Raw genomic sequence first — 18469 nt, forward strand, 5'->3', positions numbered from 1 at the left:
TATTTCCTCCGGGGCAAACTAAAAACGAAAATCGATCGTTTCGTCAATGAGCGCAGCAGCAAAAAATGGCGGTCGCGCAGTTGCAACTTGCCGTCATGAAAGGAGATCGCAGGGGGTAGGCGGTGGTCGGCCGGTGCCGTGCTCAGAGTTAAGAGCGACCTACGGGCCAGATTTCGTGCAGTGAGGCAGCGATGTGCTCGTCGCCATGGGCATCGTTGCGGACCGTGTGCGCGTGCAAGAAGTCCATGGCGATGCGTTCCAGGGCGTCCGTGACGCGCTCCCCGTGACGGGGCCGCCTGGCCATGTAAAGGTCGAAGTGGTCGACCTTGTCCCGCCGAATGCGGTCGTCGATGCGCCGGATGCGGATGTCGCGCTCCGTGGTCACGAACAGGGTCTGCAACCCCTGGCCGCGCAGGGATGCCAGGGCTTCGCGGAGGAAGGCGGGCATGCGGAAGGACTCGTCGTGCCCCATGTGGAAGGCCAGCAGGCGCAGGGCCGTGTGGCTGACGACCATGACCGGCTTGCGGCGCAGGAGGCGGTAGGTCAGGACGTCCGCCAGGATGCACAGGGTCAGCGCCGTCGGCAGCGCCCAGGCGATGAGGGGATAGATGCGCAGGAAAAGCCTCTCGGCGAACAGGCGCACGGGCCCCTTGTGCTCCGAGGACTCGGCCGCGCAGGTGGGCGCCGAGAGCCAGCCGCGTCGCTTCTCCACGAATACGCCGGTCTTCTGCAGATGCGCCATCACCAGCCGGGCCACGTGATCCTTGCCCGAGGCGTCGGTGCCGAGGATCAGGACCAGGTTTGGGCGCTGCGCTGTTCTTTCCTTCGTGCGGTCCGGAATTTCGCCCCGTTCGGCGTGACTCATGCCTTTCCTTCCACGGCCCGGATTTCGGCGGCGCGCTCGGCGAACAGCTTCCGGTGCAACTCCATGTGCACGAAATAGTCGCGGATCAGCGCCTCCAGGGTGATGTCGCCGTCCTCCCGTCTCCAGACATGACACAGGGCGGCCGGGTTCACGCTTTCGATGAGGTGCAGCAGGAACAGGTTGTAGCTTTTCCACAGGGCCAGCACGTCGGCGTAGCCGAAGGGGCCGATGCCGGTCACATTCCGCCACTCTTCGGCGTCGTACTTGGGGAAGACGAGGACGGGCTCGAGCTGCAGGCGCACGAAGCGCTGGTGGTTGTTGGCGGCGGAGTCCACGAGATGGGCGACCATCTCCTTGAGGGTCCATGTGTCTTCGGTCAGTCGGATGTCGGCCAGGTGCGCGCTGGCGTCCATGAGGGTTTGGAAGGCGTCGATGTGCGTTCTGTATGCGGCGGTGTCCATGTTCGCTCCTTGTTTCGTGCGTGGACGAATAGCGCGGGAGGCGGCGACGGTTCAAGGGGAAATGGGCTGGCCGGCCGAGAGGGCGTTCTTGACAGGGCGCCGCTCGTGCGAGACGTAACCGCCTCCCGGAAGCCTTTCCGCCTTCCGTGCCGGTCCAGACCGCGCAGACGGTCCGAAATCCGGACCGGCGGGGCCGACGCCACAAAAACTCCCAAGGATGCATCCATGAACATCGCCGTCATCGGTTCCGGCGCCATCGGCGCCTACTACGGGGCCCGGCTGCTGAGTGCCGGGCATGAGGTCCATTTCCTGTTCCATTCGGACTACGGACACGTTCGTGACAACGGCCTGCGCGTTGATTCCGTGCGCGGCGACATGTTCTTCCCGCAGGTCAACGCCTACGGGCGCGTCGAGGACATGCCGCGCTGTGACGTCGTCCTCGTGGCCACCAAGACGACTACCAACCATCTGCTGGAAAAGCTCCTGCCCCCTGTCTGCGGTCCGGGGGGCGTCGTGGTGCTGATGCAGAACGGCCTGAACGGCGAGCGAACCATCGACCGTTTGGGCCTGGGTGTGACGGTCATCGGCTGCCTGTGCTTCGTGTGCTGCAACAAGATCGGGCTCGGCCACGTCGCGCATCTCGATTACGGCAAGGTGACCCTGGGCCACTATCTCTGCGGCGACCGTCCGGCCGGGGTCACGCCCGAACTGGAACGGGCCGCCACGCTCTTCGAGGGTGCGGGGATCCCGGTGGAGAAATGCGACGACCTGATCCTGGCGCGCTGGCGCAAGCTGTTCTGGAACATCGCCTTCAACGGCCCCTGCGCCCTGCTCGGCGCCACCACGGACCTCATCGTCAGCTGTCCGGCCACGCGCCGGCTGGCCCGCGACCTGATGGTCGAAGTCCGGGCCGGCGCCCTGTCCATGGGCCGCGAGATTCCGGAATCCTTCATCGACGACATCCTCGATTCCACCGACAGGATGGCTCCGTACAAGCCGAGCATGATGCTCGACGCCGAGAACCGTCGCCCCCTGGAGGTCGAGGCCATCTACGGCGAGCCGCTGCGCACCGCCGCCGAGCATGGCGTGGACCTGCCCGCAGTGCGGACCATCTACCTTCAGCTGCTCTTTCTCGACGAGCGCCTGCGCTCAGCCTGAATTCGCCCTTCATACGGACTGTCCCCCCGGAGGCCCTGCGCCTCCGGGTTTTCCCGCTCCGAGCGGGCCTGCCTGCCCTCGCGTCGCGACGGGCCTGCACATGTGCAAAAGGATTGATGCCGCTGCGCGCACATGTGTCAGGTTCTGCATTTCGTTCTTCCCATCCCCTGGAATGATTCGATTTTTCGTTGGTATGCTTCGTGCTTTTAAATTCCGACCATATCAATACGAATTTTTCGGGGGATGATCATGAAAACCGTTCACGCCGTGTTTCTCGCTGTCCTGATGTCTCTGGGCGCTTCCCAGGCCTTCGCCTTTCTCGACATGTTTTCCGGGTCCAAGGCCGTGCAGGCCGAGAACGGCGTCGTCAGGATCCCGGCATCCGAGGTGTCCGACGGCAAGGTCCACCATTTCCGCTTCGCGGGAGACGGGCCGGAGCTGAAGTTCTTCCTGATCGAGAGCGGAGACAGGCTGCGGGCAGCCTTCGACGCCTGCGACGTTTGCTACCACGCCAAGAAGGGCTACACCCAGGACAAGGAGTTCGTGATCTGCAACAATTGCGGCATGCGCTTCCACGCCTCCCGCATCGGCGACGTCAAGGGCGGCTGCAACCCCGCGCCGCTGGCGCACCGGGTCGAGGGCGGCGATGTCGTCATTTCCGTGGCCGACCTGGCAGCCGGCGCGGAGTTCTTCAAGTGAACATCCTGACCATCCCCCTGCGGACCATGCGCAAGAAGTGGCTCAAGACGTCGCTTCTGTTCACGGTCTTCACCCTGAGCGTGGTGGCCATCGTCTCCCTCAACTACGTCTCGCGGGAAGTGGGCCATTCCCTCGAAAAGAAGCTGACGGCCTTCGGCGCCAACATTTTGGTCTCGCCCAGGAGCGAGAAGCTGACCGTGAGCTACGGCGGGTTTTCCATGGGCGACATGCTCATGGGCATGACGGATCTGCGCGAGACCGACGCGGAGGAGCGCATCCTGTCCATCGGCTACCGCGACCGCATCAGCGTTGTGGCGCCCAAGCTCGTGTCCATGGCCAGGATCGGCGACATGGCCGTGGGCGTGGTCGGGGTGCGCTTCGAGCGCGAGAAGGTCCTCAAGGGCTACTGGTCCATGCAGGGCGATTTTCCGGGCGTGGAGAACGGCGTCCTGGCGGGCTCCAAGGCCGCGGCCCGGCTCGGCCTGAAGGTCGGGGGCGGGTTCGATTTGGCCGGGCGGCCGGCGGTGGTCTCCGGCATCCTCGACCCCACGGGCAGCGACGACGACTCCGTCATGTTCGCGGACCTGGGTTTCGCCCAGGCGGCCTTCGGGCAGGAGGGCAAGGTCAGCTTCGTGGAAGTGGCCGCCCTGTGCGCGGGCTGCCCCATCGAGGACATCGTGCGCCAGCTGGAGGAAAAGCTCCCCGACACGGACATCCAGGCCATGCAGTCCATCGTCAAGCAGCGCATGTACTCGGTCCACTTCGTCGAGCACCTGATCCTGACCGTCAGCCTGGTCATCCTCCTCATTGCCTGCTGCATGGTCGGCGCGACCATGCTCTCCTCGGTCAACGAGCGGGTCCGCGAGATAGGCCTGCTGCGCTCCCTGGGCTTTTCTCGCGCCGGGATCTTCGGAGTGTTCTGTTTCGAGGCGGTGCTCATCGGCCTGGCGGCCGGGGTCGTCGGGTATTTCGGTGGATTTTTCCTGAGCGTCGAGGTCCTGGATCTCCTAGGCATGGCCCAGGAGGCCGAGGCTGCCATGCACCCCGGGCATCTCGTGCTGACGTGCGCGCTCATCGTCGGCGTCTCCGTCCTGGCCGCCTTCTTCCCGTCGTGGAAGGCCGCTTCCATCGAGCCGTCCACGGCGCTCATCTCCCTGTGAGGCACGCAATGCTTGAAGCCAAAGACATCACCAAGATCTTCACCTCCGAAGGGGTCGCCACCACGGCCCTGCGCGGCGTCAGCCTGACCGTCGGGGCAGGGGAGTTCGTCAGCATCGTCGGGCGGTCGGGCTCCGGCAAGACGACGTTCCTGAACGTCCTCTCGACCCTGCTGACCCCCGACAGCGGCGAGATTCTCTACGGCGGGGAGAACGTGACCGCCTTCTCTCCCGAGCGCCTGAACAGGCTGCGCAACCGCGACTTCGCCGTGGTTTTCCAGTTCCACTACCTGCTGCCCTACCTGACGGCCCGTGAGAACGTGCTGCTGCCCTTCATGACGGGTCTGGGCCGCGTGGGCGGCCATGAACGGGCCCGGGCGGACGAGTGCCTGGCCCGCGTGGGCTTGGCGGACAAGAGAGGCAAGCTGCCCGGACACCTGTCCGGCGGCGAGCAGCAGCGCGTGGCCATCGCCCGCGCCCTGGTCAAGGACTCGAAGATCCTCTTCGCCGACGAGCCCACCGGCAATCTGGACAAGACCACGGGGGAGTCCGTCATGTCGCTGCTGGCGGACCTGAAGCGGGACGGCCTGTCTATCGTCATGGTTACCCACGACGAAGCCTATGCCCGCCGCGCAGACAGGGTGGTGCGCATGGCCGACGGGGTCGTGCTCGCAGAGGTGTGAACGGGAGGTTGGCTCAGCCCTGCATGACTTCGGTGATGGTCCGCATGAGATCCGCGACGACCACGGGCTTGGCGATATAGCCGTCCATGCCCGCGGCCAGGAACTTCTCCCGGTCGCCGGTCATGGCGTAGGCCGTCATGGCGATGATGGGGACGCGCCGTTTTCCCCGGAGGCTCTCGGACTGCCGGATGGCCATCGTGGCCTGGACGCCGTCCATGACGGGCATCTGGATGTCCATCAGCACGCAGTCGAAGTGCTGCCCCTCAAGGGCCTCAACGGCCTTTTCACCGTCTTCGGCCAGGACGATCTCGTGTCCGGCCCTGGTCAGAATGATCTGGATGGGAATCTGGTTGGATGGGTCGTCTTCCACCAGAAGGATGCGCAGCCGCCCCTGGCCGTCCGCAGTTTCAGCCGTTTCGTGCGTCGCTGGGGCGGACGCCGGTTCCAGGGGCAGCACGACGCGCATCGTGGTGCCGTGCCCCGGGCTGCTCTCGACGTAAATCTCGCCATCCATCAGGTTGACCAGTCGTTGGACGATGGCCAGGCCGAGGCCTGCCCCCTGATAGGTGCGGGTGTAGGAATTTTCCACTTGGCGGAACGGTTCGAATATTTCCTTAAACCTGTCTTCGGCAATGCCGATGCCCGTGTCGGTGATGGTGAAGCCGACCTTCAGCCCGCTCTGCCCGGGCGACGACAAGGCCTCCACGGTCAGGTCGACCCGTCCCTGATCCGTGAATTTGAGGGCGTTGCCCACCAGATTGAAGAGGACCTGCCTCACTCTCGTCTCGTCCCCGACGAAGCGGAGGGGCAGGGCCGGATCGATGCGACATCCCAGACTGACGCCCTTGGCGTTGGCCGTCGGCGCGAAAAGCGTCGACACGGACTCCGCGATCTCGCCGAGGCCGAACTCCGCCTTGCGGATCTCCATCCTGCCTGCCTCGATTCTCGACAGGTCGAGGATATCCGCGAGCAACCTGTTCAGCCGGCCGATGGATCCTTTGGCCAGGTCCACGTATTCCGACTGCTCGGCGTCGAGGGACGTCGTCTCCATGAGTTGCAGCATGCCCATGACCCCGTTGATAGGGGTGCGGATCTCGTGGCTCATGTTGGCCAGGAATTCCGACTTGGCCTGGTTGGCCGCCTCGGCCGCCTCCTTGGCCCGCAGCAGCGCGTCCTCGGCCAGTTTTCTGCTCGTCAGGTCCACGTCCAGGCAGAAGAGTTCGGCCGGGCTGCCCGGTTTCTTGACGATGACGTGGCTCGAAAAGACGAGCACCCTCGAACCGTCCTTGCGCATGAGCGACAACTCCCCGGCGGGGATGGGAACGCCCGTCTCGGCCATGGACCGCATATCCTTCCGCACGAACTCCCGTATTTCCGGCGGAATGATCAGATCCACCAGATTTTTTCCGACCGCTTCCTGCGCCGTGTACCCGTAAAGGGTTTCCGAGGCTGCGTTCCAGTATATCGTTGTGCCACCCATGTCATAGCCCTGGACAGCCACGGAGGGAACCTGCTCGAAAAGGTTGCGGAAGCGCGCCTCGCTTTCCCTCAGCGCTTCCTCGACGTGGCTGCGTCTTTCGATGTCTTCGGACAGGGACTCGGCCATGCTGTTGAAGGCCTGCGACAGGATGTTGACTTCTTCGATGTCTGGAGCCGGTTGCACCCTGGCCGAGAGGTCCCCCCGGCCAATGCGCTTGGCGGCCGCGGCCATCTCCTCGAACCTGTGGCCAACGGTTCGGCCTCCGAGGTACCATCCGATGATCAGGGTCAGGCCAATGGCCAGGAAGAGCAGGCCGAAATCCCGGATCATCTGGGCCTGGCTGGCGGCAAAGAAGGCTGCTTTCGGAGCGCCGGTGAAAACGTACATGTAGGGCGGTTGGTCGGGGGCGACGCGCACCTGGTGAAAGGCATGGATGCGTTCCACGCCGTCGGAGTCTTTTCCCACGACCAGGCCTTCGGTCCCGCCGTTTTTGGCCGCATCGAAGATTTCCTTTTTGATGGGGCCGCCCACGGGCGTGGCGGGGCTTTCCGGGTAACGGTACAGCCGGTTGCCGTTTCGGTCGCAGATGCCGATGAAGGAATCGGGCGGAAAGGCTCCGCTGCTGAACACGTCACGGTAAAGGTCCAGTCGGATGCTGGTCAGCAGGATGCCCGTGACCTCGCCCCGCTCGCCGAAAACGGGGCAGCCGAAGGCGAAGACCGGCACGTGCAGGGTGACGCCGATGAGATATTCACCCGTGGAGAAGCCTTTGGTCTCCAAGGCGTCTCTGAAATGTCTGGTCCGGGCGAAGTTCGCGGGCTTGCGGGCGGTGCCTGAAGCGATGAGGTTGCCCTGGGTGTCGACCAGATGCAGGGCGCCGTACAGCGGGTTGATGCGCAGCACGTCGGCGAAAAGCCTTTCGCAGCCAGCCACATCCTTGCTGCGCACTTCCTCCGACGCCGACAGGCTCTCCAGCAGCGTCTTGATGTTCTCGGTGGTTTTGGTCTGGGTTTCGGCGATATGCCAGGAGAAATGGAGCAGATCCTTTTCGGCCTCTGTGATGGCTTTGTGTCGGTTGTTCAGGCCGGTCAAGAGGACGATGACGATGGCCGGAAGGGCCGAGAAGATGAAGAGCAGGGCGAGTTTCTTGCGTATCGAACCGTGAAGGGTGCGTGTCAGCATTTTTTTTCCGGGCGGAAGGTGTGGCTCTCTTTATCCAGCCGGGAGCGCCGGCGAACGGACCGATTTGCGTGCATCATGCCGGATGAATCCGGCATGATGCACGTATCTGTTTTTGCAGCTGCTGCCTAGAGCTCGGGACGCGGACCCTGAAAAGTCTGAAAGCGGGAGGCACCGGTTGGACTGGAGCATGCGCCGTATCGTGGTGTTTCCGGCCGGGATCATGCCCCCCCGCGCATGAATTTGTCGAGGGTCGACGTCAGTTCCGCAATGGAGACCGGTTTGGCCAGATAGGCATTCATGCCTGCCTGCAGAAAACGCTCCCTGTCGCCGGGCATGGCGTAGGCGGTCAGGGCCACGACGGGGATGTTCCGCTTCGGGCCCAAGTCGTGCGAGGCGCGGATGAGACGGGTGGCCTCCAGGCCGTCCATGACGGGCATCTGGACGTCCATGAGCACGATGTCGAAGTCCTCGTGGTGCAGACGGTCCAGGGCCTCCTGCCCGTTTCGGGCCGAGGTCACGGAATATCCCTTGTTTTCCAGCATCCTGCGCACGGAGAAGTGCGTCACCTCGTCGTCCTCGGCCAGAAGAACCCGGCCCGTGGCTTGCGTCTGCTGCGGCGTGTCAGCAGGCGTCCGTTGGGGCAGGGCCTCGGGCAGGCTCCCGAGGGTGACGCAGAAATGAAAATTCGTGCCCGTCCCGACCTCGCTCTCGACGGCGATGGATCCGCCCATGAGCGCGACCAGATTCTTGCAGATCGTCAGGCCCAGGCCGGCGCCCTGGTGGTTCCGGGCATAGCCCTGGGCGGCCTGGGTGAACGGCTGGAACAAGTTGCGCAGGGACTCTTCGGAAATGCCGCAGCCCGTGTCCGAGACCGTGAAAAAGATCCGGGTTTCGCTTTCGTTGCGGCTTGGCAGTGGGTAGACCTCCACGGCGACGCGCCCATGGCGCGTGAATTTGAAGGCGTTGCCGAGAAGGTTTGTCAGCACCTGCTGCAGCCGGAGGGGGTCCCCCTTCACGTTTGACGGGACAGCGGGGTCCACGTGAAGTTGGAGTGCGACCTGTGACTGCACGGAAATGGGCATGAAGAGGTCGATGGTCTGCTGCAGCATTCCCCGGAAGTCGAAAGGCTCCTGGCGAATTTCCATCTTGCCCGCCTCGATGCGGGACAGGTCGAGGATGTCCGAAAGCAGGCGCGTCAGCCGGTTCGTCGATTGCAGGGCCAAGGCGCAGAATTTCTGCTGTTCCGCGTCTCGGACCTCGGCTTCAAGAAGCTGGAGCATGCCCATGATGCCGTTCAGGGGTGTGCGGATCTCGTGGCTCATGTTGGCCAGGAATTCCGATTTGGCCTGGTTGGCGGCCACGGCGGCCTCCTTGGCATTGAGCAGTTCCAGTTCCATCTGCTTGCGGTCGTGGATGTCGACGTGCGTGCCGATGAGGCGGGTCGGCTTACCCGACGCGTTTCTGGAAACGACGTTTCCGCGGCCCATGACCCAGCGCCACCGTCCGTCTTTCGTCCGGAGGCGGAATTCCAGCGTGAACGGTGCGCCGCGTTCGATGTGGTCCGCCACGATGCGTTTTGCGTTCTCGCGGTCGTCTGGGTGGAGCAGCCCTTCCCACGTGACCAGGGCGGGCGGGAAGTCGTCGGGCGTGTAGCCGAGCATGGTGGCGTACCGGGGGCTGAAATACACCTGGTTGTTTTCGAGATCCCAGTCCCAGATGGCGTCGCTTGTTGCGTCCAGGGCCAGCGCCAGGCGTTCCTGGCTCAGGCGCAGGGCCTCTTCCGTCCGCTTCATGCCCTCGATCTCGCGGCTCAGGGATGCGGCCATGTCATTGAAGGCCGACGTCAGTGTGGCGATTTCCGTGACATCCGGGTCCGGTTCCACCCGGGCCGCGAGGTCCCCCTGGCCGAACCGCCCGGATGCGTCGGCCAGTTCTTCGAGTTTGCGCCCCAACCGCTTGCCGCCGAAAAACCAGCCGCTGATCAGGGTCATGGCCATGGCCAGCAGGAAGATGCCCAGGTTGCGGACCATCTCCCGCTGGGCGTTGGCGTGCACGATGGTTTTCGGCGCGCCGATGAAGATGGTCATGTACGCGGGTCCATCCGGGTCAAGGCGCACGTTCCGGAAGGCGACGATGCGTTCGATGCCGTCGGTGCCGCTATCCGTCTTGATGCCCTCGACGCCTCCCGCCGCCGCAGCCTGGAACATCGGCCGCCGGATGGGCTCGCCAACGGGTCCGGGGCTTGCGGAAGGATAGCGGAAAATCCGGATGCCGGCATGGTCGCAGCCGCCGATGAAGGAATCGGGGGGAAGCTCCATGGTGTTGAACAGCGTGCTGAAGCTTTCCAGGGGGATGCTCGCCAGCAGCACCCCTCGGACATGACCGGCGTCATCGAGCACGGGGCAGGCGAAGGGAAAGAGGGGGATGGGTGCAAGACGTCCGATGAAAAACTCGCCGGAAGCGAATTTCCCGGTAGCCACGGCATCCCGGAAGTGCTTGCTGCCGGAGAGGTTGGCGCCCGCCTGTGGCCGCGTGGTGGCGATGACGCGCCCGTCGGGGTCGGCGAGGGTGATGGCGCTGATGTTCGGGTTTGTTTTCAAGGCGCGGTCCAGGACCTGTTTGCACGCAGCGGCTTGGCCGTCGCGAATGTCGGGCAGCATGGCCAGGTTTTCCAGCAGAATCCTGATCGAGAGGGTTGTCGTCTCCTGGATGTCGGCCACGTGTGCGGCGAAGCGGAGCAACTCGTTTTCCGAGCGGGCGATGGACTCGCTGCGGCTTTGCAGGCCGTAAAGGAAAATGACGGCGAAGGCAGGCAGGGCCGAAGCGAGAAAGAGGATGGCGAGCTTCTTGCGAATGGATCCGTGGAGGAGGTGTTTCAGCATTTCCCTGCTTCCGGAATTCGGGGTGGTAAATTCGTGTGGAGCCCTTGCGAACAGACCTGTCGCGACACGTCGACGGCAATATCGTGCAGCGGATTCGCATACCGCTGAAACGAGGCTAGTTCAGGTTGCTCATGGGCACAACCGGAAAGAAGAGAGCTGAGCGGCATTGTCTGCTTTTTGGATCCAGCATGTCCTTTATTATGCTCAAATCATTGCGGAAGTTTCTCTTGTCAGTGTCGCCAGGTCAAGGTGGCGAACTGCCGTGACGTCACGGCAAAAGTCGCAACACCTTGAAGAAGTTTTTTCTTTAACTTACTGAAAAGATTTGATGTCTCTTCCCGACGTGGCCGGCCTGCGCGGGAATGGCGCTTGGACTCGTTCGCGGATTATTCTGCACCGATACCTTGTTGTGCGGAATGGCATGAATCCGTCATTCGGTACTGCTTACGGATAGCATCATGGCGGTCGGAAAGATTCCGGCCCAAGGTATGATGCGTGCGTCGATTCCCTCGGGCCGCCTTTCAGGCCATGCCTGCCGAGGTCCATCCTGTCATTCGGCCTCCAGATGTGTGCCTGGTGCAGGAAAACTTGAATCGAATTGTTCCCATGTCTTGAGATTTTGAGCAATTTGATCCACAAGGGTATCAAAATACGGAGGACGATACCCCAAGGTGTTCCGAAAGATGAGCGAACAGATTCTCTTCGTGGGCGGAGATTTGAACCATTCGGGCAAGCATGTGCGCGGAGCGGGGCTGCACGCCGCCGTGTCGCTGGCGTTCCTGCTGCTCGTCCTCGTGCTGCAAACGCCGCTCGTTGCCGACGCATCCGACCCATCCTCGCCGATCGTTTCCGCCGCCGAGATCGATTACCCTCCTTTTTCCGTTGTCGACAGAACGGGCCGCGCCGACGGTTTTTCCGTGGAGCTTCTGCGCGCCTCCCTGGCCGCCATGGACCGCGACGTCACCTTCCGGACGGGCCCCTGGGGCGAGGTCCGCGGCTGGCTGGAAAAGGGCGAGGTGCAGGTTCTGCCCCTGGTTGGGCGCACGCCCGAGCGTGAGGAGGTCTTTGATTTCACCGTGCCCTACATGTCCCTGCACGGGGCCATTGTGGTGCGCTCCGGAACGTCGGATATCGATGATCTGGCCGACCTTCGCGGACGGCGCGTGGCCGTCATGCAGGGCGACAATGCCGAGGAATTTCTGCGACGGCAGGACCGCGGCATACTGATCAACACTACGCACACCTTCGAACAAGCCCTGCTCGAATTGTCCGAGGGGCGTCAGGACGCCGTGGTCGTGCAACGGCTTGTGGCGCTGCGTCTCATCCCGCAAACCGGGCTTGCGAATCTGCGGATTGTCGACAAACCCATCGAGGACTTTCGTCAGGATTTCTGTTTCGCCGTCAAAAAGGGCGACAGCCGCATGCTGGCCCTGCTGAACGAAGGGCTCGCCATCGCCATCGCCGACGGAACATACCGCCGTCTTCACTCCCGGTGGTTCGCCGCCCTGGAGTTGCCGAGGGATCGCCGCATCGTCGTGGGCGGCGATCATCGCTATCCTCCGTTCGAGTATCTGGACGAACACGGGAACCCGGCCGGTTTCAACGTCGAGCTCACCCGGATGATCGCCAAGGAGATGGGGCTGGACGTCGAAATTCGTCTCGGGCCCTGGACGGGCGTGCTGCACGATCTGGAGCGGGGCGACATCGACGCGGTTCAAGGCATGTTCTATTCTGCTGAACGGGACCGGAAATTCGACTTCACCCAACCGCATTCGGTGAACAATTACGTCGTTGTGGTGCGGCGTGGGGTCATCGACCCTCCGGCTTCACTCGACGACCTCAAAGACAAGAGCGTCGCCGTCCAGAAGGGGGACGTCAGCCACGACTACCTTCTGGAGCAGGGCCTGGAGTCCCGGGTGTCCGCCGTCGAGACCCAGGAGGACATGCTGCGGGGGGTGGCCGAGGGGAAATACGACTGCGCCTTGGCCCCTCGCATCATCGCCCTGCACATCATCAAGGAGCGCGGCTGGACGAATCTGCAGCTGGGCCAGAACACGTTCCTTTCCTTGGATTACTGCTATGCCGTGCCCAATGGGCATGCGGCGCTTCTGGCTCAGTTCGGCGAGGGGCTGCGGGTTCTCAAGGATTCCGGCGAATACCGGCGCCTCTACGAGAAATGGATGGGCGTGTACGAGCCGCCAACGCTGCCGCTTGTCACCATCCTGCGCAAACTCGCCATGGTCCTTGCGCCGCTGCTCCTCCTGCTGCTCGGATTTTTCCTTTGGTCGTGGACGCTGCGTCGGCAGGTCAAAATGAGGACAGGGGAACTCCGCGAAAGCGAGGAACGCTTCAAGGTCCTGCACAACGCCTCTTTCGGCGGCATCACCATTCACGACAAGGGCGTCATCCTGGACTGCAATCAGGGGCTCTCTGACATCACCGGATACTCCACGGATGAACTGATCGGGATGGACGGCCTCATGCTCCTGTCCGAAAAATCGCGCGACCTGGTCATGGGCAAGATCCTGTCCGGTGACGAAAGTCCCTATGAGGCGACAGGCCTCCGCAAGAACGGGGAAGAGTATCCCGTGCGCCTCGAAGCGCGCAACATCCCCTACAAGGGAAAAAATGTGCGGGTTACGGAGTTTCGGGACATCACGGAACAAAAGCGGGCTGAAGAGGCCCTGCTGCTGGCAAAGACGCAGGCGGAGGCCGCCAACCAGGCCAAAAGTGAATTCCTGGCCAACATGAGCCATGAGATTCGCACCCCCATCAACGGGGTCATGGGCATGCTCCAACTCATGGAGACCACCCCTCTCGATGCCGAACAGGCCGGCTACATCCGCATGGCCACCGAGGCCGGCAACCGCCTGACCAGACTCCTGTCGGACATCCTCGACCTTTCCAGAGTTGAGGCGGGCAAGATGGAGATTCGCAAGGCGCCCTTTCAACTCCACGATATCATTGATTCCGTCTCCGGGCTTTTCACCGTCGCGGCCAGAAACAAGGGCGTGGCCCTGGAATGCACGCTTGCCCCGGGCATGCCCGAGGCCCTGCTCGGCGATGAAATGCGGGTGCGCCAGGTGCTCTTCAATCTGGTGGGCAACGCCATCAAATTCACGGAGCAGGGCCGGGTCGTTCTTACGGCGGCGCTTCTCTCCGCAAGGGATGCGGAGGACTGCCGCGTGCATTTTTGCGTCACGGATACAGGCATCGGCATTGCCGAAGACAGGCTGCGCGACATCTTCGAGCCGTTCCGGCAGGTCGAAAACTCTTTCACCCGCAATTACCAGGGCGCAGGGCTGGGCCTGTCCATCGTGCAGAGGCTGGTCGAGCTCATGGGCGGAACCATCACCATAGAAAGCGCCCCCGGCGAAGGCACGAGCGTGCATGTCATCCTGCCCTTCAAACCGCATGGAGACGCCGCATCAAGCACCGCCAAAACTTCAGGCGCAGAGGCGGGCGACAGGTTGCGCGTACTCCTCGTCGAGGACGACGCGTCCAACCGCCTCACGACCCAGAAGCTGCTGGAAAAGTCCGGACACAGGGTGCTGCTGGCCGAAAACGGCCGTCGGGCGCTTGAGTTGCTGGCCGCGCATGACGTGGACTGCGTTCTCATGGACATCCAGATGCCCGTCATGAACGGCATCGAGGCCACCCGCCACATCCGTGAATCCGCCGATCTCGGCCCGAAGAAGGACGTCCCCGTCATCGCCCTGACGGCCTACGCCATGGACGGGGACAGGGAAAAATTTCTGGCCGCCGGGATGAACGGATATGCGGCGAAGCCCGTAAGGATCGAGAGCCTTCTGCACGTAATGGCCGAAACCCTGGCCGGGTAGCGTCGGCTGAGCTGCGGCGCACAACCTGACGCGGTCGTGGATTGGCACAGTCGGCACGAAGCGGGTTGAGGGTGGGGGCTGTGATGAGGGCGGCAGGAAGGATGCGAAAAAGCCCCGGGCTTGCGCCAGGGGCTTGGTGTGTATTTCCCGGAACCTCCGGGGGGGGCGGGATGACTCCCGTTATGGACGAAGATGGCGTCCCCAAGGGGATTTGAACCCCTGTTATCGGCGTGAAAGGCCGGTGTCCTGGACCTAGCTAGACGATGGGGACGAGGGTGGCTGGGCGACTTAGATTCGAACTAAGATTGACGGAGTCAGAGTCCGCTGTCCTGCCGTTGAACGATCGCCCAGCAGGGAAAAGCCTCCTTAGAGAAAGCGGCCGGCCCTGTCAAGACATGAAATGCGGTCCCTACCAGCTGCCGCCCGCCGCCAGGCGCGGGTCGTACATGGTCCGCAGGACCAGGATGTCGGATTGGGAGAATCTGCCGTTCTTGTCTTGCTGCGCCTGCATGGAATTGAGGACCGAATCCGGGGCGGCCTTGGGGTGGGTCATGACCCCCAGGGCGTGCATGAATTCATGGCGCACGATCCACAGCTTCTGGCCCCCCGAGGTCTGGAAGTCGAGGTGCAGGACGATGTCGGCCCGCCTGATGGCCCCTTTCGGGGAGGCGACCAGCCGGGTGAAGCCCCTGATGCGCTCCCCGAGCTCCTGCCAGCCCGCCGCGCCCTCGGCGCTGCCGGTCACGGTGGCCTGCCACTCATCGGCCGAGTCCGTCAGGAAGAGGCGGACGTTGGCCTGGTTCCGCGACGACACCTCCCGGAACGCGAGCCCCGGAAGAATGCCGCGCAGTTCGTTTACGACCGTGTCGACGTAATATGTGCCTTCCAGCCGGTCTTCGCCGCCGACCCAGTACTCCACGGGTTCCTCGAAACGGGTGATGACCCCGGACGGGATGTAGTCGCGCAGGATGGCGTCGTCCGCCTGACAGAAGACGGGTGTGAGCAGCAGGACGAGGAGCGTAAGGGCGAGGGCGGGGCGCATCATTCCTCCGGGGTGACGAGGTCGGGCCGGAAATGGCGGACATAGGCGCGGTAGCACGCCGTGACGGGCGAGGACGGGTCCATGCAGGGCAGCAGGTTGCCGATGGGTTCCGGCCGCGCCGCCTTGGGTGCCGGCGGGGCCGTCGGCAGCAGGGATTCGTCCAGGGCCGGGCGGCCGGCCATGAGTTCGATGGTCACCTTCTGGAAGTAGGACGTGCCGAGGAAGGCGTTGGCCTTCTCCAGGATGCTCCCGGCGAAGAAGGAGAACTCCTGCATGACCATGGAGTTGGTCGCGCCGAGAATCATGGTCTCCTTGCGGTGTCCCAGGGGGCGGATCATGCCGGCGATCTCCGGTCCCAGGATCTCCGGCCAGTGCCGCCACAGTCGGGCGATGGCCAGCTCCAGGGCCGCTTCGGGCGTGCCCAGGACCCGGTCCAGGGCCTCCGAGGCCGTGCAGGTTCTTTTCTGTCGTTCGCGCATCCACTCTGCCTATCCATCTTGATACCCCCAGGCAAGGCCGGTTCTTGACCTTTGTTCGGATGGTATGTAGGCGAGGCTATATCAAAATATCTTGATATAGATACGTAGCCACAACACGCAGCAGCACACCACCGGACACCATGAAACTTCTGACCCAGACAAAGGCCCTGGCCGACGAGACGAGGCTTCGCCTTTTGGGCGTCCTGGCCAGTCACGAGCTCAATGTGGGAGAGATCGTGCAGGTCATGGACATGGGTCAGTCGCGCATCTCACGGCACCTGAAGATCCTCATGGACGCTGGCCTGGTGGGCTGCCAGCGCCACGGCTTGTGGGCCTTCTACAGCGCCAGCGCCTCCAACGGCTCGCGGGCGCTGCTGACGGCCGTGCTGGAGGGGCTGGCCGACCTGCCCGAGCACAAGGCCGACCTTGACGCGGCCGCGCAGGTCCTGAGCGAGCGCCGCCGGTCCACGACGCGTTTCTTCGACGGCGTGGCTTCGGACTGGAAGCGCCTGAGCCGCGAGATGCTCGGCGACTTCGAGCTGGGTCAGGCCATCCTGGGCAGGCTCGAATCCTATGGCCGTCAACTGGGCACGGTGGTGGACCTGGGCTGCGGTCCCGGTCTCCTGCTCGGGCACCTGGCCGGGGCGGCCGACTGCGTCATTGGTGTGGACAACTCGGCGCGCATGCTCGACGCCGCGGCCAAGCTCCTGCCCGAGGGGCCGGAGGTCAGCCTGCGCATCGGCGACCTGGAGCACCTTCCCCTGCGCGACGGCGAGGCCGACGCGGCCGTCATGTCCCTGGTCCTGCACCATCTGGCCTCGCCCCAGGCCGGGGTGGCCGAGATGGGCAGGGTGGTGCGGCCCGGCGGACAGGCCGTGCTGGCCGATTTCCTGCTCCACGACAACGAGGCCCTGCGCACCGGCTACGGCGACCGCTGGCTCGGGTTCGCGCCCGAGGACCTGCGCTCCTGGCTGGAGCGGGCCGGCTTCCAGGAGCTGTCCTGCGAGCGCCATCCCGTGAACCTGGGCCTGACGCTCATGGTCATCACGGCCCGGCGCGAAGAATTTTCCGTATAATACCGTTCGTCACGAAAGAAAGGAGACAACATGACGTTACCCATCGATCCCACCCTGGACTACAAGGTCGCCGACATGGCCCTGGCCGAGTGGGGCAGCAAGGAAATGCAGCTGTCCGAGCGCGAGATGCCCGGACTCATGGCGCTGATCGACAAGTACGGCGACGCCAAGCCCCTCAAGGGCCTGCGCGTCACCGGCAGCCTGCACATGACCATCCAGACGGCCATGCTCATCAAGACCCTCAATGCCCTGGGCGCCGACGTGCGCTGGGCGTCCTGCAACATCTTCTCGACCCAGGACCACGCCGCGGCCGCCGTGGTGGCCGAGGGCCTGGCCAAGGTCTTCGCCTGGAAGGGCGAAACCCTCGAGGATTACTGGTGGTGCACGGAGATGGCCCTGACCTGGCCCGACGGCTCGGGCCCGGACCTCATCGTCGACGACGGCGGCGACGCGACGCTCCTGGTGCATGAGGGCGTCAAGTCCGAGAAGGACCCGTCCCTGCTGTCCCGCGAGACGGACAACAAGGAGTTCCGCTGCGTGCTTGACCGCCTCATCGCCAGTTCCAAGACCGACCCGCAGAAGTGGACGAAGATCGCCGCCCGCATCCGCGGCGTGTCCGAGGAGACGACTACCGGCGTGCACCGCCTCTACCAGATGGCCAAGAACGGCGAACTGCTTTTCCCGGCCTTCAACGTCAACGACTCCGTGACCAAGTCCAAGTTCGACAACCTCTACGGCTGCCGCGAGTCCCTGGCCGACGGCATCAAGCGCGCCACGGACATCATGGTTGCGGGCAAGGTCGTCCTGGTCTGCGGCTACGGCGACGTGGGCAAGGGCTGCGCCCAGTCCATGCGCGGCTTCGGCGCGCGCGTGCTGGTGACCGAGATCGACCCCATCTGCGCCCTGCAGGCGGCCATGGAAGGCTACGAAGTCACGACCATGGTCAAGGGCTGCGCCGAGGCCGACATCTTCGTCACGGCCACGGGCAACTACCACGTCATCCGCGGCGAGCACATGCTGGCCATGAAGGATGAGGCCATCATCTGCAACATCGGCCACTTCGACAACGAGATCGACATGGGCTTCCTGGAGAAGACCCCCGGCTGCACCAAGATCACCATCAAGCCCCAGGTCGACAAGTGGATCCTGCCCTCGGGCAAGAGCCTCATCGTCCTGGCCGAAGGCCGCCTGGTGAACCTCGGCTGCGCCACGGGCCACCCGAGCTTCGTCATGTCCAACTCCTTCACCAACCAGGTCCTGGCCCAGCTCGACCTGGCCAAGAACACGTACCCCCCGCAGGTCATGACCCTGCCCAAGGTCCTGGACGAGGAGGTGGCGCGTCTGCACCTCGCCCGCCTGGGCGTGGAGCTCGAAACCCTGTCCAGGGAGCAGGCCGACTACATCGGCGTGTCCGTGAACGGCCCCTACAAGCCCGACCACTACCGTTACTAATCAACTCCACA

13 protein-coding genes and 2 tRNA genes are annotated in these 18469 nt (G+C 63.7%); 7 read left to right on the plus strand and 8 right to left on the minus strand.

What is annotated here, in order from left to right; translation table 11 throughout:
* Positions 1-148: 148 nt before the first annotated feature.
* Together G394_RS0104530 and G394_RS17930 are read right to left on the minus strand one after the other, a co-directional pair.
* Entirely contained in the window at positions 149-865 is a 717-nt protein-coding gene (locus tag G394_RS0104530; protein ID WP_028576645.1) for a hypothetical protein, read from the minus strand.
* Positions 862-1326: a DinB family protein gene (locus G394_RS17930; RefSeq protein WP_051306943.1), complete on the minus strand. Its 465-nt coding sequence runs from the start codon at positions 1324-1326 to the stop codon at positions 862-864. The genes G394_RS0104530 and G394_RS17930 overlap by 4 nt, the downstream gene beginning before the upstream one ends.
* Before the next feature lie 225 nt (positions 1327-1551).
* On the opposite strand from G394_RS17930, the gene G394_RS0104540 reads away from it, so the two are divergent.
* The 4 genes from G394_RS0104540 (at position 1552) to G394_RS0104555 (ending at position 5023) form a co-directional block, all read left to right on the plus strand.
* The gene (locus tag G394_RS0104540; protein ID WP_028576646.1) at positions 1552-2484 is read left to right on the plus strand and encodes a putative 2-dehydropantoate 2-reductase; all 933 of its coding nucleotides are present in this window, start codon (positions 1552-1554) and stop codon (positions 2482-2484) included.
* Positions 2485-2733: 249 nt separating this feature from the next.
* A complete protein-coding gene (locus G394_RS0104545; RefSeq protein ID WP_028576647.1) occupies positions 2734-3183 on the plus strand; it encodes a DUF2318 domain-containing protein in 450 nt (149 codons plus the stop codon).
* A complete protein-coding gene (locus G394_RS0104550) occupies positions 3180-4343 on the plus strand; it encodes an ABC transporter permease (RefSeq protein WP_028576648.1) in 1164 nt (387 codons plus the stop codon). The genes G394_RS0104545 and G394_RS0104550 overlap by 4 nt, the downstream gene beginning before the upstream one ends.
* Before the next feature lie 8 nt (positions 4344-4351).
* Positions 4352-5023 carry an ABC transporter ATP-binding protein gene (locus G394_RS0104555; RefSeq protein WP_028576649.1) on the plus strand — a complete coding sequence of 224 codons (672 nt, stop codon included), beginning with the start codon at positions 4352-4354 and terminating at the stop codon, positions 5021-5023.
* 13 nt (positions 5024-5036) lie between these two features.
* On the opposite strand, the gene G394_RS20010 is transcribed toward G394_RS0104555, so the two are convergent.
* Positions 5037-7685: an ATP-binding protein gene (locus tag G394_RS20010; protein ID WP_051306944.1), complete on the minus strand. Its 2649-nt coding sequence runs from the start codon at positions 7683-7685 to the stop codon at positions 5037-5039.
* Positions 7686-7903: 218 nt separating this feature from the next.
* Positions 7904-10567, minus strand: coding sequence for an ATP-binding protein (locus tag G394_RS20015; RefSeq protein WP_051306945.1), 2664 nt, complete (start codon positions 10565-10567; stop codon positions 7904-7906).
* A 683-nt stretch (positions 10568-11250) separates the two neighbouring features.
* Here G394_RS20015 and G394_RS20020 point away from each other — a divergent pair.
* Positions 11251-14409 carry a transporter substrate-binding domain-containing protein gene (locus G394_RS20020; protein ID WP_051306946.1) on the plus strand — a complete coding sequence of 1053 codons (3159 nt, stop codon included), beginning with the start codon at positions 11251-11253 and terminating at the stop codon, positions 14407-14409.
* A gap of 193 nt (positions 14410-14602) precedes the next feature.
* Here G394_RS20020 and G394_RS0104575 read toward each other — a convergent pair.
* From G394_RS0104575 to G394_RS0104590, 4 genes are all read right to left on the minus strand, one after another.
* Positions 14603-14680 (minus strand) — tRNA-Glu (locus tag G394_RS0104575).
* Between the two features lie 5 nt (positions 14681-14685).
* Positions 14686-14759, minus strand: a tRNA-Gln gene (locus G394_RS0104580).
* A gap of 59 nt (positions 14760-14818) precedes the next feature.
* Positions 14819-15451, minus strand: a complete 633-nt coding sequence (locus G394_RS0104585; RefSeq protein WP_028576650.1) for a DUF2927 domain-containing protein — start codon at positions 15449-15451, stop codon at positions 14819-14821.
* Positions 15451-15930 (minus strand): DciA family protein, encoded by a 480-nt coding sequence (locus G394_RS0104590; RefSeq protein WP_028576651.1) that lies wholly within the window; start codon positions 15928-15930, stop codon positions 15451-15453. The genes G394_RS0104585 and G394_RS0104590 overlap by 1 nt, the downstream gene beginning before the upstream one ends.
* Positions 15931-16070: 140 nt before the next feature.
* Between G394_RS0104590 and G394_RS0104595 the strand changes: the two genes are divergently transcribed.
* Both G394_RS0104595 and ahcY read left to right on the plus strand, forming a co-directional pair.
* Entirely contained in the window at positions 16071-17006 is a 936-nt protein-coding gene (locus G394_RS0104595; RefSeq protein ID WP_028576652.1) for an ArsR/SmtB family transcription factor, read from the plus strand.
* 30 nt (positions 17007-17036) lie between these two features.
* Positions 17037-18458 carry an adenosylhomocysteinase gene (gene ahcY, locus G394_RS0104600; protein WP_028576653.1) on the plus strand — a complete coding sequence of 474 codons (1422 nt, stop codon included), beginning with the start codon at positions 17037-17039 and terminating at the stop codon, positions 18456-18458.
* Positions 18459-18469: the final 11 nt, after the last annotated feature.

Source organism: Desulfomicrobium escambiense DSM 10707 (genome assembly GCF_000428825.1).
GTDB classification, from domain to species: domain Bacteria; phylum Desulfobacterota; class Desulfovibrionia; order Desulfovibrionales; family Desulfomicrobiaceae; genus Desulfomicrobium; species Desulfomicrobium escambiense.